General features: G+C 39.0%; 17 protein-coding genes. 3 read left to right on the top strand and 14 right to left on the bottom strand.

Annotated features, from left to right (window positions below):
• The first annotated feature begins 307 nt into the window (after positions 1–307).
• The gene (locus CAO17_RS20625; RefSeq protein ID WP_143833684.1) at positions 308–1,234 is read left to right on the top strand and encodes a hypothetical protein; all 927 of its coding nucleotides are present in this window, start codon (positions 308–310) and stop codon (positions 1,232–1,234) included.
• On the opposite strand, the gene CAO17_RS00250 is transcribed toward CAO17_RS20625, so the two are convergent.
• The 5 genes from CAO17_RS00250 to CAO17_RS00235 all read right to left on the bottom strand — a co-directional run bounded on the left by CAO17_RS00250 (position 1,231) and on the right by CAO17_RS00235 (position 4,532).
• The gene (locus CAO17_RS00250) at positions 1,231–1,581 is read right to left on the bottom strand and encodes a DoxX family protein (protein ID WP_085990874.1); all 351 of its coding nucleotides are present in this window, start codon (positions 1,579–1,581) and stop codon (positions 1,231–1,233) included. The genes CAO17_RS20625 and CAO17_RS00250 overlap by 4 nt on opposite strands.
• 104 nt (positions 1,582–1,685) lie before the next feature.
• Positions 1,686–1,811 carry a hypothetical protein gene (locus CAO17_RS21785; RefSeq protein ID WP_281252895.1) on the bottom strand — a complete coding sequence of 42 codons (126 nt, stop codon included), beginning with the start codon at positions 1,809–1,811 and terminating at the stop codon, positions 1,686–1,688.
• Entirely contained in the window at positions 1,811–2,377 is a 567-nt protein-coding gene (locus CAO17_RS00245; RefSeq protein WP_085990873.1) for an NADPH-dependent FMN reductase, read from the bottom strand. Before CAO17_RS00245 ends, CAO17_RS21785 begins: the two co-directional genes overlap by 1 nt.
• A 2-nt stretch (positions 2,378–2,379) precedes the next feature.
• Positions 2,380–3,447 carry an LLM class flavin-dependent oxidoreductase gene (locus CAO17_RS00240; protein ID WP_085994336.1) on the bottom strand — a complete coding sequence of 356 codons (1,068 nt, stop codon included), beginning with the start codon at positions 3,445–3,447 and terminating at the stop codon, positions 2,380–2,382.
• A 29-nt stretch (positions 3,448–3,476) separates the two neighbouring features.
• Positions 3,477–4,532, bottom strand: coding sequence for an LLM class flavin-dependent oxidoreductase (locus CAO17_RS00235; protein ID WP_085990872.1), 1,056 nt, complete (start codon positions 4,530–4,532; stop codon positions 3,477–3,479).
• Positions 4,533–4,652: 120 nt separating this feature from the next.
• Between CAO17_RS00235 and CAO17_RS00230 the strand changes: the two genes are divergently transcribed.
• Positions 4,653–4,994, top strand: coding sequence for a winged helix-turn-helix transcriptional regulator (locus tag CAO17_RS00230; RefSeq protein WP_085990871.1), 342 nt, complete (start codon positions 4,653–4,655; stop codon positions 4,992–4,994).
• Between the two features lie 37 nt (positions 4,995–5,031).
• Here the strand turns inward: CAO17_RS00230 and CAO17_RS00225 are convergent, their stop codons facing one another.
• Complete coding sequence (locus CAO17_RS00225; RefSeq protein ID WP_085990870.1) at positions 5,032–5,931, bottom strand: endonuclease/exonuclease/phosphatase family protein; 900 nt, start codon at positions 5,929–5,931, stop codon at positions 5,032–5,034.
• 935 nt (positions 5,932–6,866) lie between these two features.
• Positions 6,867–7,922 carry an LLM class flavin-dependent oxidoreductase gene (locus tag CAO17_RS00220; protein WP_085990872.1) on the bottom strand — a complete coding sequence of 352 codons (1,056 nt, stop codon included), beginning with the start codon at positions 7,920–7,922 and terminating at the stop codon, positions 6,867–6,869.
• Positions 7,923–8,042: 120 nt separating this feature from the next.
• Here CAO17_RS00220 and CAO17_RS00215 point away from each other — a divergent pair, with 120 nt between their 5' ends.
• A complete protein-coding gene (locus CAO17_RS00215) occupies positions 8,043–8,384 on the top strand; it encodes a winged helix-turn-helix transcriptional regulator (protein ID WP_085990871.1) in 342 nt (113 codons plus the stop codon).
• 37 nt (positions 8,385–8,421) lie between these two features.
• On the opposite strand, the gene CAO17_RS00210 is transcribed toward CAO17_RS00215, so the two are convergent.
• From CAO17_RS00210 to CAO17_RS00180, 7 genes are all read right to left on the bottom strand, one after another.
• Positions 8,422–9,321, bottom strand: a complete 900-nt coding sequence (locus CAO17_RS00210) for an endonuclease/exonuclease/phosphatase family protein (protein WP_085990870.1) — start codon at positions 9,319–9,321, stop codon at positions 8,422–8,424.
• Between the two features lie 1,045 nt (positions 9,322–10,366).
• Entirely contained in the window at positions 10,367–10,690 is a 324-nt protein-coding gene (locus CAO17_RS00205) for a hypothetical protein (RefSeq protein ID WP_143833683.1), read from the bottom strand.
• 195 nt (positions 10,691–10,885) lie between these two features.
• Positions 10,886–11,155 carry a hypothetical protein gene (locus CAO17_RS00200; RefSeq protein WP_085990868.1) on the bottom strand — a complete coding sequence of 90 codons (270 nt, stop codon included), beginning with the start codon at positions 11,153–11,155 and terminating at the stop codon, positions 10,886–10,888.
• Between the two features lie 128 nt (positions 11,156–11,283).
• Entirely contained in the window at positions 11,284–11,778 is a 495-nt protein-coding gene (locus CAO17_RS00195) for a GyrI-like domain-containing protein (RefSeq protein ID WP_085990867.1), read from the bottom strand.
• Between the two features lie 96 nt (positions 11,779–11,874).
• The gene (locus CAO17_RS00190) at positions 11,875–12,249 is read right to left on the bottom strand and encodes a VOC family protein (protein ID WP_085990866.1); all 375 of its coding nucleotides are present in this window, start codon (positions 12,247–12,249) and stop codon (positions 11,875–11,877) included.
• Positions 12,250–12,650: 401 nt separating this feature from the next.
• Positions 12,651–13,430 carry a PhzF family phenazine biosynthesis protein gene (locus CAO17_RS00185; RefSeq protein ID WP_085990865.1) on the bottom strand — a complete coding sequence of 260 codons (780 nt, stop codon included), beginning with the start codon at positions 13,428–13,430 and terminating at the stop codon, positions 12,651–12,653.
• A gap of 298 nt (positions 13,431–13,728) precedes the next feature.
• Positions 13,729–14,166 carry a VOC family protein gene (locus CAO17_RS00180; protein WP_085994335.1) on the bottom strand — a complete coding sequence of 146 codons (438 nt, stop codon included), beginning with the start codon at positions 14,164–14,166 and terminating at the stop codon, positions 13,729–13,731.
• Between the last annotated feature and the right edge of the window lie 377 nt (positions 14,167–14,543).

Here is a 14,543-nt window from a genome sequence, read left to right as displayed (position 1 = left end):
GGGGGATGATCTTTAGGCTTCAGCCAAGGAATAGCGGGTTTCTGCCTACGCATCCGCCCACTCCGACAGATTCGTTCCAGCTCCCTTCCAACATCAGCTCCCTCATTTTCTCATTACATGCCGCATGAAGACGGCTGCTTATATGATGTTTTATTATATAGAAGAAGTAGTTACCACACACGTTGATTGGAGACGTGGGTAGCTACTTTTTTTTGTATCATTTAACAGCTTTTTTTATGGTTTGTTAGCGGGCCTTGTGGTGGAGGGCTGGTTAGCATGAAATTTGGTAGGGTGTAGGGTGATAAGCTTGTTTTGGTTATCGGCTTTTCTCAGGGGTTATCAGTATTCGTGGCAGGTTATCGGCGCTCGTGACAGGTTTATCGGTGTTTCTCTAGATATATCAGCTTTCCGCTCAATATATCGGCTTTCCTTCCAAGATATCAGCTTTCCGGTCAAGATATCAGCTTTCCGGTCAAGATATCAGCTTTCCGGTCAAGATATCAGCTTTCCGGTCAAGATATCAGCTTTCCAGTCAATATATCAGCTTTCCGTTCAAGATATCAGCTTTCCAGTCAATATATCAGCTTTCCGGTCAAGATATCAGCTTTCCGGTCAAGATATCAGCTTTCCGCTCAAGATATCGGCTTTACAGTCAAGATATCAGCTTTCCAATCAAGATATCGGCTTTACAGTCAAGATATCAGCTTTCCAGTCAAGATATCAGCTTTCCGTTCCATATATCGGCTTTCCTTCCAATATATCAGCTTTCCGATCAAGATATCGGCTGTCCGTTCAAGATATCAGCTTTCCAGTCAATATATCGGCTTTCCAGTCAATATATCAGCTTTCCGATCAAGATATCGGCTGTCCGATCAAGATATCGGCTTTCCGATCAAGATATCAGCTTTCCGATCAAGATATCAGCTTTCCGATCAAGATATCAGCTTTCCGATCAAGATATCAGCTTTCCGATCAAGATATCAGCTTTCCTTTCCATATATCAGCTTTCCGATCAAGATATCGGCTTTCCGATCAAGATATCGGCTTTTTGCTCAAGATATCGGCTTTCCTTTTCATATATCAGCTTTCCGCTCAAGATATCAGCTTTCCGGTCAAGATATCAGCTCTCCGGTCAAGATATCAGCTTTCCAGTCAATTACAAACCATACAAATAAACCAGATGGTTCCATTCCATCTGGTTTTATTAAAATCATTCCTTATTCATAGCAGTTAACCAAGAAAAGCACTTGATTTTTGCAAAAATACACTTACTCCTAACACAAGCAGTACAATTGGCAATACAATATTTTTAAAACTATCCTTACATTTTATATGTGTAAAAATAGCTCCTATCATGGTTGCAATGACAAGAAATCCTCCAATCGCAGCTAACTGTTGATTCCATATACCAATTATTAGTAAGGCTGCTATTCCTACTTCTACAATCGCTGTAAAAATACGGAACCATTGTGGGTAGCCATAATTTTTAAAAGACTCCTTGTGCTGATCTGATGTGAATTTCGGTAACCCAGCGATAAGAAACATGAGAGCCAATAGTATTTGAATAATAATTAATAACATAGGTAATTCCTCCTTTGCATAAAAAATTTTGTTAATTCTTTTTTAGCAGGTGTTTCACGTTTTCTCTCTTGAAATCCTCCATCGTATTTCATTACACTACCTATCTATATAAAATTAACCCATTCATATGACCATTCTTCCATTTCTTTATACGTAGGTTTTAAGGATTCTCCTATTTCAATTGTTGGATTGTCCGAAATCTTAAATATACCTTTTTTATAATTCTTCATTAAAAACCATATTCTTCTTCTTTTGCTTTCCGTATATTGGTGTAGGTCTCGGTTAAAACTACGGTATCCTCTACTAAACGTTGAATGCGGAAGATGATATCATCATTAACGATTTCTTTTCGATAAAAATCTTTTTCTTCAATAAATACATACGTCTGAACAACTTGTGCTTTCATATAGGATAAAATCGGTTTTAGTTGTTGTTCTACGATTAAATAATGCTTTGGTGATCCCGCTGTCACAAGCATACTGACAACCTTGTCACGAAATGCCTTTTCAGGAAGCAAGTCAAATATGTTCTTTAATGTAGCCGGTATCGATGCTTGAAAGATCGGTGTTCCAATAATGATTGCATCTGCTTCCATAATCGTCTCAGCTACGTATTTTGTATCACCTTCATATTCTCTGTAGTTGCGACCATCACTAAATTGCATTTCATATTCTGCTAAATCTATTAGCGTCACTTCCATATCTGGATATTGTTCTTCCAGTTCTTTTACCGTGTAGTCCATAGCTGTTCTTGTTTTTGATCCTACTTTTGAACCGGATAAACCGACGATTTTCATTTTTAGTCCTCCTGATTTTTTGCTGTATATTTCTTTACTGCAGGTAAAATTTCATTTCCAATCAACTCCATATTTTTCATCAATTTGTCAAATGGCACACCACCAAAATCTATTTGTGCAATATATCGTTGATGTCCAAACATTTCATGTTGATAAAGTAGTTTTTCAATAATTTGTTGCGGACTGCCAATATTCATCACATCACGTGTATCTGCACCTTGGGCAAATTGTTGTTTGGGGTAACCTCGTCCATTTATTAACTTCATTCCAAGATCAATATGTGGATATACCTCTCTTTGTGCCTGTTGTGTCGTTTCAGCTGCATAGAAGAAACCTGCTGTAGAAACTGGAAAGTCATTTGGGTGATGCCCAGCACGTTGCAATGCTTCACGATAGGCATCTACTGAAATCTTAAAAGATGATGCCGGACCTCCTAATATAGCTAAAAACATCGGCACCCCCTGGAAACCTGCCTTTATGGCACTAGCCGGAGGGCCTCCAACTGCACGCCAAATTGGCATAGATCCTTCTAATGGACGTGGAATCACTTTAGCATCTCGTAATGGCTTACGGAATTTCCCTTCCCAATTTACAACTTCTTCTTTATTAATCTTCAATAATAACTCAAATTTTTCTTCAAATAATTCTTCATAGTCTCGGAGATCATAACCTAAAAGATCAAATAAACCTACTCTCGATGCACGACCAGCAATAATTTCTGTACGACCTTTTGAAATTAAATCAATGGTAGCGAAATCCTCATATACACGGACAGGATCCGATGTACTAATTATAGTGGAGGAACTTCCAATTTTTATCTTATCTGTAGCCTGTGCAATGGCTGCAAGAACGACAGAGTGGGCCTGAGTCGTAAAATATTCCTGATGGCTCTCACCAACACTGAAGAAATCAATACCTGCTTGCTCGGCTAGTTTCGCTAATTCGATGATTTCTTGAATTCGCTGCTGTGCTGATATACGTTCTCCTGTTGCAGGGTTTTGTATATGATCCCCTAATGTGTATATTCCGAACTCTAGCCCTTTCCTTTTATCCAATCGATATTTTTCCATTCCCATTTTAATCATCCTTCTTTCATTTATTACTTTTTCGTTGCCTTTCGTATGGCAGGAGCCACGTCAACCGCAAACATCTCCATCATTTCAACCACTTTTTTATAAGGTATATTTCCATGGTCAAGTTGAACAATAAACCGTTGATGTTCAAACAGTTCATACTGATATAGGATTTTCTCAATGATTTGTTGCGGGCTACCCACCATCATTGCATTCTTTATATTATTTGCTTCTTTATAATGTTCTTTTGGAAAATTTACACCTCTTACCTGATTAAATGTATTATTCAGATAAGGATAATAATCTTTAAATGCTGATTGTGAATCTTTATCCATATACATCATGGTTGCGACTGCAATAGGAAGCTCTTCAGGGTCATGCCCTGATTCTTTTGCAGCTTTTCTATATGCAGACACTCTTTTTTCAAAAATACTTGAGGCACCATATAATGCTGCTACGTTCATGGGAACGCCCATTTTACCTGCTTGCATGGCGCTTGCAAAATGTTGTCCAACAGCTCTCCAAATAGGAAGTTTTCCATTGAATGGTTTCGGGTAAATTTTTACATTTTTTAAAGCTGGACGGAATGTTCCGTTCCATGTTATGGGTTGTCCCTGATTCAATTGCAGCAGGAGCTCAAACTTTTCCTCAAATAATTCATCATAATCATTCAAATCATATCCGAATAACTGATAAGCACCATACCGTGAACCCCTTCCAGCTACAATCTCTGTTCGTCCGTCTGATAGTAAATCTAACGTGGAAAAGTCTTCATACACTCTTACAGGGTCCAGTGCACTTAATACGGTAGAAGCACTAATTAATTTTATGTTGTTCGTTACTCCAGCTATCTTTGCCATAATTGTTTGTGGAGAAGAAGCAACAAAAAGCGCTTGATGACTTTCACCTACTCCAAAAACATCTAACCCCATATCATCAGCAATTTTGGCCATCTCAACCATATTTTTCATCCGCTGATATTCCGTTATTGGTTTTTCATTTTCTTTTGGTAATAAATAATCCCCCAACGTATATATACCAAGTTCCATTCCAGAACATTTATCATTCTCACGTTTCCCCACAGAAACCCCTCTTTCCCATTTCCTATTGTCAATGCTATTATAATTAGTAATGAACATTTAGGTAAGTACGCACTTTAAAGTGGTATAGTATACAAAAGGATACTATTGGAGGTAGGTAACATGAATATCGAACCAGAATTATGTCAGGTGGACGATGCTTTAGATATTATTGTGGGAAAATGGAAACCAATTATTTTATTGCATTTAATGAAGAACGGTACCATGAGATTCAATGAACTAAAACGTAGTATCCCTAAAATTACACAGAAGATGTTAACCAAACATTTGAGGGAATTAGAGGAAGAGGATATCATTCAGCGAGTTGTTTTTCCACAAGTTCCTCCAAAAGTAGAATATTCGATTACGGAATATGGTAGGAGCTTAGAAAAAATTTTAGTGGAAATGCATGAATGGGGAACGAGGCATCGCTTGCATAAGATGGAAAAAGTAGAAAAGAGATGAACTTTTACGTTCATCTCTTTTAACCATCCACCTTCAATTAGTGAAGTACAACCTCCGCCATAACTGGGTAATGATCACTAGGAAATTGACCATTCTTTTGATAATCTATGATTTCACTTTTCGTTGTAGTAACATTTCCTTTGGAAAGCACCCAATCGATTCGGTTATCTTTCCCACCACCAGTTGGGTCATCGAATCCATTGAATGTTCCTATGCCTTCATTAATTCTAGTTTCAGCAGCGACCCACGTATCAACAAAGTTTCCTTCGTTTATTAGTGTGTTATAAGGCTTGCTTCCAGGTCTTGTATTGAAATCACCCGTTAAGATGACAGGTAAATTCGGATCAAACTCCTTCACTTTCTCGGAAATTAATTCCGCACTTTTCTCTCTCGCTTCAACGGATCGATGGTCGAAATGCGTATTTACAAAATAGAATTCTTTGCCAGAATGATTATCTTGGAACTTAACCCATGTCGCCATACGCGGAATGGTGTTTCCCCAAGAAGTGGAACCAATCACATCAGGAGTGTCTGATAACCAGAAATGATCATATTCTAATGGTGTAAACTGGTTCTGATTATAAAAGATAGCCATGAATTCTCCTTTACTTCCCCCTTCACGGCCCATCCCTATCCAATCGTAATTAGGTAAATCCTGCTCCATGTCCTTGACCTGTTGGTATACGATTTCCTGGGTTCCAATGATATCCGGCTGATTGGAACGAATCACTTGACGTACAGTATTACGTCTTTCTTCCCACGAATGAGGGGATGCATCATGATCGTTAAGATACCTTAAATTGAACGTCATCACATTTAAGTCTACTGCTTCCCCTTTTGCTTTTTTGGCAGAAGCCTCAAGCGGGCCACCTAGAGAAAGTCCTACTACCATGACTAGACTCCATAATACCATGACCTTCTTTACCCAAACCTTCATTCATCATTTCCTCCTCTTTGTTTTGTTTTAATACATATGGTATAACTCTATCTTAAAGAAAGAATATGTAATTACTGTTTTATTAAGGTAAATTTAGCATAAACGAATAAATATAATGCATTTGTCTCACAAGATATGGAGAAAACAGGACTATTATCCACTCATGATTACGACTTTCAATGCGGGATAAAGGTAGGAAAAAATAGGAAATTCTATTTGTGGAAGTTTCCCCTAACTATACGGACAGATCAGCGTTAGATATACATTTGTTCACCGTCAAACTATTAAAATCATCCGATAATAGAGGATATTTTTAGAATCTAGTCATTAAGTAACACACACAGCTAACTTTCTTAAAAATGTTTAAGTGGGAGTAAAAAATGTAAACGGGAGGTAAAGGAAAGGTCGGGGGGTGGGGCAAGGGGTCACAAGGAAGTGGGGTCAGGTTCCTTGTCCACTTGAGCGTGGGACGGAGGGTCAGGTACATCGGCCCATGGTGTCGTGGGAGGATGGTTTATTAGGGGTCGACCAAGATATATCAGGTTTCTGCTTACATATCGGCCCGCACCGAAAGAACCGTTCCAGCACCCTTCCAACAAAAAATCAACACCCTAATTTTCCCATTGCATGCCGCATGAAGAACGGCTGCTTATATGATGTTTATGAGGTAGTAGTTAGCCCACACGTTGATTGGAGTGGTGGGTGGCTACTTTTTTATTTTATCGGTAGTCCTCCTGGTTTATCGGCTTTCCTCTTGGTTTATCGGCGCTCCTCCTGGTTTATCGGCTGTCCTCTGGNCTGCTGTGCTGATATACGTTCTCCTGTTGCAGGGTTTTGTATATGATCCCCTAATGTGTATATTCCGAACTCTAGCCCTTTCCTTTTATCCAATCGATATTTTTCCATTCCCATTTTAATCATCCTTCTTTCATTTATTACTTTTTCGTTGCCTTTCGTATGGCAGGAGCCACGTCAACCGCAAACATCTCCATCATTTCAACCACTTTTTTATAAGGTATATTTCCATGGTCAAGTTGAACAATAAACCGTTGATGTTCAAACAGTTCATACTGATATAGGATTTTCTCAATGATTTGTTGCGGGCTACCCACCATCATTGCATTCTTTATATTATTTGCTTCTTTATAATGTTCTTTTGGAAAATTTACACCTCTTACCTGATTAAATGTATTATTCAGATAAGGATAATAATCTTTAAATGCTGATTGTGAATCTTTATCCATATACATCATGGTTGCGACTGCAATAGGAAGCTCTTCAGGGTCATGCCCTGATTCTTTTGCAGCTTTTCTATATGCAGACACTCTTTTTTCAAAAATACTTGAGGCACCATATAATGCTGCTACGTTCATGGGAACGCCCATTTTACCTGCTTGCATGGCGCTTGCAAAATGTTGTCCAACAGCTCTCCAAATAGGAAGTTTTCCATTGAATGGTTTCGGGTAAATTTTTACATTTTTTAAAGCTGGACGGAATGTTCCGTTCCATGTTATGGGTTGTCCCTGATTCAATTGCAGCAGGAGCTCAAACTTTTCCTCAAATAATTCATCATAATCATTCAAATCATATCCGAATAACTGATAAGCACCATACCGTGAACCCCTTCCAGCTACAATCTCTGTTCGTCCGTCTGATAGTAAATCTAACGTGGAAAAGTCTTCATACACTCTTACAGGGTCCAGTGCACTTAATACGGTAGAAGCACTAATTAATTTTATGTTGTTCGTTACTCCAGCTATCTTTGCCATAATTGTTTGTGGAGAAGAAGCAACAAAAAGCGCTTGATGACTTTCACCTACTCCAAAAACATCTAACCCCATATCATCAGCAATTTTGGCCATCTCAACCATATTTTTCATCCGCTGATATTCCGTTATTGGTTTTTCATTTTCTTTTGGTAATAAATAATCCCCCAACGTATATATACCAAGTTCCATTCCAGAACATTTATCATTCTCACGTTTCCCCACAGAAACCCCTCTTTCCCATTTCCTATTGTCAATGCTATTATAATTAGTAATGAACATTTAGGTAAGTACGCACTTTAAAGTGGTATAGTATACAAAAGGATACTATTGGAGGTAGGTAACATGAATATCGAACCAGAATTATGTCAGGTGGACGATGCTTTAGATATTATTGTGGGAAAATGGAAACCAATTATTTTATTGCATTTAATGAAGAACGGTACCATGAGATTCAATGAACTAAAACGTAGTATCCCTAAAATTACACAGAAGATGTTAACCAAACATTTGAGGGAATTAGAGGAAGAGGATATCATTCAGCGAGTTGTTTTTCCACAAGTTCCTCCAAAAGTAGAATATTCGATTACGGAATATGGTAGGAGCTTAGAAAAAATTTTAGTGGAAATGCATGAATGGGGAACGAGGCATCGCTTGCATAAGATGGAAAAAGTAGAAAAGAGATGAACTTTTACGTTCATCTCTTTTAACCATCCACCTTCAATTAGTGAAGTACAACCTCCGCCATAACTGGGTAATGATCACTAGGAAATTGACCATTCTTTTGATAATCTATGATTTCACTTTTCGTTGTAGTAACATTTCCTTTGGAAAGCACCCAATCGATTCGGTTATCTTTCCCACCACCAGTTGGGTCATCGAATCCATTGAATGTTCCTATGCCTTCATTAATTCTAGTTTCAGCAGCGACCCACGTATCAACAAAGTTTCCTTCGTTTATTAGTGTGTTATAAGGCTTGCTTCCAGGTCTTGTATTGAAATCACCCGTTAAGATGACAGGTAAATTCGGATCAAACTCCTTCACTTTCTCGGAAATTAATTCCGCACTTTTCTCTCTCGCTTCAACGGATCGATGGTCGAAATGCGTATTTACAAAATAGAATTCTTTGCCAGAATGATTATCTTGGAACTTAACCCATGTCGCCATACGCGGAATGGTGTTTCCCCAAGAAGTGGAACCAATCACATCAGGAGTGTCTGATAACCAGAAATGATCATATTCTAATGGTGTAAACTGGTTCTGATTATAAAAGATAGCCATGAATTCTCCTTTACTTCCCCCTTCACGGCCCATCCCTATCCAATCGTAATTAGGTAAATCCTGCTCCATGTCCTTGACCTGTTGGTATACGATTTCCTGGGTTCCAATGATATCCGGCTGATTGGAACGAATCACTTGACGTACAGTATTACGTCTTTCTTCCCACGAATGAGGGGATGCATCATGATCGTTAAGATACCTTAAATTGAACGTCATCACATTTAAGTCTACTGCTTCCCCTTTTGCTTTTTTGGCAGAAGCCTCAAGCGGGCCACCTAGAGAAAGTCCTACTACCATGACTAGACTCCATAATACCATGACCTTCTTTACCCAAACCTTCATTCATCATTTCCTCCTCTTTGTTTTGTTTTAATACATATGGTATAACTCTATCTTAAAGAAAGAATATGTAATTACTGTTTTATTAAGGTAAATTTAGCATAAACGAATAAATATAATGCATTTGTCTCACAAGATATGGAGAAAACAGGACTATTATCCACTCATGATTACGACTTTCAATGCGGGATAAAGGTAGGAAAAAATAGGAAATTCTATTTGTGGAAGTTTCCCCTAACTATACGGACAGATCAGCGTTAGATATACATTTGTTCACCGTCAAACTATTAAAATCATCCGATAATAGAGGATATTTTTAGAATCTAGTCATTAAGTAACACACACAGCTAACTTTCTTAAAAATGTTTAAGTGGGAGTAAAAAATGTAAACGGGAGGTAAAGGAAAGGTCGGGGGGTGGGGCAAGGGGTCACAAGGAAGTGGGGTCAGGTTCCTTGTCCACTTGAGCGTGGGACGGAGGGTCAGGTACATCGGCCCATGGTGTCGTGGGAGGATGGTTTATTAGGGGTCGACCAAGATATATCAGGTTTCTGCTTACATATCGGCCCGCACCGAAAGAACCGTTCCAGCACCCTTCCAACAAAAAATCAACACCCTAATTTTCCCATTGCATGCCGCATGAAGAACGGCTGCTTATATGATGTTTATGAGGTAGTAGTTAGCCCACACGTTGATTGGAGTGGTGGGTGGCTACTTTTTTATTTTATCGGTAGTCCTCCTGGTTTATCGGCTTTCCTCTTGGTTTATCGGCGCTCCTCCTGGTTTATCGGCTGTCCTCTGGGTTTATCGGCACTCCTCTGGGTTTATCGGCGCTCCTCTGGGTTTATCGGCGCTCCTCTGGGTTTATCGGCGCTCCTCTGGGTTTATCGGCGCTCCTCCTGGTTTATCGGCGCTCCTCCTGGTTTATCGGCGCTCCTCCTGGTTTATCGGCGCTCCTCCTGGTTTATCGGCTTTCCTCTTACTTTATCAGCACTCCTCCTGGTTTATCGGCTTTCCTCTGGGTTTATCGGCACTCCTCTTGGTTTTATCCTACACCTTAGAAACAGGTATTCCATACTCACTTGCAAAGTCCATCAAATCATTATGGGTTTTTTCTGGATAAAAATTAGAAATTCGCAAATTAAAACCTTTTTTGCTTTTTACCGTAACACTACGTTTCTTTCCCCAGCCAACACGTTTAACCGTCATCCTATCAATTTGTTGATGATCAACTTTCTTTTTATAAATGGTCAATGTAAATAAATGGACTTGGAAAATCAGGGAACCCTCTACTATCTGAAACTTGAAATGGATAAAGATTATTGCAAAGTTAACTATTAGAAATGGTATGAGAACTGTGGGATTATCTGTCATCGTAAACATTCCCCATACCATCCATATAAATAAAAGAAAAAAATAAACTCTTTGTGTTTTTGATATTTTGTAACTGTAAGTCAATTCTCTCCTCCCCTGTCTAACAATTAAAAACTTATTAATGGAATTGCTATAAACAAACTCCTTGATTAACTCTTATATCGCTAGTGTAGTATTTTATAAATAAATTAGGTATTATTTGCTATCGGATTTCAGCTTATCGATATATTCTTCTAATAGGGAAAAGCCGAAAGCTACTCTCGCTTTTTTGACTGCTTTTACGTCTTTCCCCTCTTTTATCAGCTCATGTAGTTCATCATGGATTGGGTTTTCAGGCAGATCCGTTTGCTGCGCTAATTGGTCTACGGTATACTGCATTCTTTTGATGCGACCTTCTAAATCACGCATCCTAATCGATACATTTATGATAAGGAGAAAAGCTATGATGATGAATATGTATTCCATTTCCTATTAAACCTCCAAACTCCCTTTGTCTCATACCTTACTTACGAATGGAAGAATTTAAAGTTTCACCATGAATGCTTCTTATGGGGAAGACTTCTGGCCCATGGCTGTGCTCGTTTCTATCACTATCAGCTTTCTTGTTTTTTTATAATCGGAATAAAAATTTCAAAATGTGGGTCATTTGGATTACAATCAACTGGATAATATTCATGTTTTATTGGCATATAAGGGTCATAATAATCTACCCCTACCTCTCTATAAGCCGTATAGTCACTCTTAAATAACCACTGATGTAAATCCGAATACGTCTTTGCTATATCTTCTCCTTTGTTATGTGTCGTCTTCACGTACGTCCATTCCGGTACATTTATTTCGATCATCCCATCAGGAATATCCTGTTCGTCACTTACCTCAAACATAGAATAGTGCCGAAAACCATTTTCAATCACATGATAGGATAATCCCAATTGAATACTAGGATTCCGCTTATTTTCCAACTCCACTGAACGGGCTTGCATTTGTTGGATGACATTTTTTAAATGCGGTACAATTTCTGTAAATGTCCCCTCCCATTTTAATCCGATGGCCCGATAGGCTGGTAGTTTCACAATCTCATAGCTCATTTTACTTCCCCACCTTCCTTTTTTCACTTTGTTACGTCCTTTATCGGTTCTACGACGCGCCCTATGACATATACAGGCTGCGCTTAAAAATACCGTTCATTCCTTATCCTCACACACCATCAGCATATTTCCATCCGGATCCTTAAACACAAAAAATTGGTCATGCTGAACATCGGTTACAAGCTCCACCCCATTTTCTTTCATAAAACGGTAGGATGCATGAATATCTTCAGTGGCGAATTGGATAGCAGGAAAATTCAATCGAGGAAGCTCCCCATTTTCCTCTCTCCACTGGGGCATGGTGTCAAGAATCATACCCGCCCCTTCCATTTCCGCTACAAATAAATGTTCAAAATGGACTTCCCCATCTTTTATTCCTAAGATATTGGAATACCATTCTTTTGATTTTTCTATATTGCGAACAGGAATAAATACTAGGTTCACTTTGTTTTTTATTGGGCTTTTACGCATGGAATCTCCTCCTCCGTCGTCGGTTGGTACATTTTTTTTACACTACACCTTTCTATAAACGAAAGTCATTTTCCTTTAAAATTGGGAACGAATTACAAAAAAAAGAGTGCTAATCTTGATGGATTAACCCTCTCGTTGAAAAAGACGACATTCAAAATTAAAGCAATTATTTTTTACGCTTATCCATTGCCGCCCGTTTTATATCTAAATATCCCATCGTTCCACAGTTCAGTACACCTGCGATTAAGATAACGGTAAGAATTCAGTTATTTCCCCAGCTGATGATTGTACATTAACGATGGTACCATATTTCGCTCGCCATTTTTCTCATGTTGAGGAACTTTTTTTCAAAAATAGTCCCCCCACGATAGAAAACAATCATATGAAAAGCACTCTCTTTACTAAAGCTGGATATAGCCTTCTAAATAAGCTACAGCCTCCCCAGCTATGTTTACCGTATCACCCAAGTCCGTACAATAAAGCTTCCCGCCACGTTCGGATAATTGGAGCGCAACGAATTCGTTTTTCTTCCAAACCTTCTTCCAGTACGGAATCAATGTGCAGTGAGCGGAACCGGTTACAGGGTCCTCATCAATCCCTGCCTTTGGTGCAAAAAATCTGGATACAAAATCTACTTCCTTCCCTTTCGCTGTCACGATAACACCAAAACCGTCTAGCTTCTTAAGTTCTTCCATATTTAATTCCAAATCTAAAATATCCTGTTCGGTCTCCAATACCGCCAAATAATCTCTAGATTGATAGACCGCTTTCGGCACCTTCCCTAACCCTTTCACAAGAGCCTCTGGAACCTCGCATTTCTCCCCTTCTCTAGAAGGCAAGCTCATGGTAAACAGGCTACCATCCTTAGCTACCTCTAAGCGTCCACTCTTGGTTTGGAATGTTACATGACTCGCCTTGTCATCCACATACGTGCATATGACATAAGCAGATGCCAAAGTCGCGTGTCCACATAAGTCAACTTCCCCCTTTGGCGTGAACCACCTCAACTCATAAGCCTCCTCTTTTTTAACAAAGAAGGCTGTTTCAGACAAATTATTTTCTGCCGCAATCTGTTGCATGACATCATCCTCGATCCATTCCTCTAATGGACAAACCGCCGCTGGATTTCCTTTAAATGGTTCATTGGTAAACGCATCAATCTGATAAATAGGGATTCTCATTTTCTCCATCTCCTTGGGCATTTTGTTTTTGTAAAAATAAATTAAAGGTACCATCTTAGCTTGGGCGCGTGACTTTATTTACTTGGTACTTCTGGATAGAAACAGGGAGGCGTTTTGGTTCATAAAAATCTGTTCACCAAGATTGCAATCCAATTTGTGATAATGTTTCCTTCAGCTCTTCAAAAACGTTATCTTTCAAGTTTGATTCCCCTATTTATGTAAATTTTTTTGGCATGGAAATTGGGCTAGAAAAATAAGGGTGCCAAACCGACACCCCCTTTTCTGTTATCTCCAGAAACTATTTCTTCTTCTTTTCTTCCTCCCAAAGCTGTAGACGTTCTTCATGACTAACCTCTTTATGGACTTGATGCAGCATCCATACATAACCAAACGGATCCATGAATATCGCATTCGATACACCGTAATCCATTAAATCCGTCACTGCTTGTACCTCTGTACAACCGGCATCCATCGCTTTTTGATAAGTCTCCTTAATGTCAGGGACAGAAACATTCACCCAACTCGTTTTAGGATCCTCAGGACTTGGTGCAACCAAATGAAATTCAGGATTTTCATCTAACATGTGAAAACGAACATCGTATAAGGTAAAAACTACCTCATTTTCCCCACGAGGAAGATTGGAAACCTCCACTCGCTTGATATCAAATATATTCTCGTATAACTCCAATGCCTTCAAGCTATCTTTCACAACCATATCCAATTCTACACCGACTATCATAAACACACTCCTTCTCAACGTTTATATGTATACGTACCTTATCATTTTCTCCAACAAATCAATTAAAGTATACCACGAGATAGAGCGACCTTGCGCCGATCACGATGGTATGGTGGGGACGCATTATATCAGCTTTTTTAATTAGAAGCCTTTGCTCTGATTTATCGGTACTCCTCTTGTTTTATCGGCTTTCCTCTTGATTTATCGGCTCTCCTCTTAATTTATCGACTCTCCTCTTAATTTATCGGCTCTCCTCTTGGTTTATCAGCTCTCATCTTGATTTATCGGCTCTCCTCTTAATTTATCGGCTCTCCTCTTGATTTATCGGCGCTCCTCTTGATTTATCGGCGCTCCTCTTGATTTATCGGCTCTCC

It is taken from the genome of Oceanobacillus senegalensis (assembly GCF_900176885.1).
Taxonomy (GTDB): Bacteria; Bacillota; Bacilli; order Bacillales; family Amphibacillaceae; genus Oceanobacillus; species Oceanobacillus senegalensis.
This window is presented reverse-complemented; position numbering and strand designations above follow the sequence as displayed.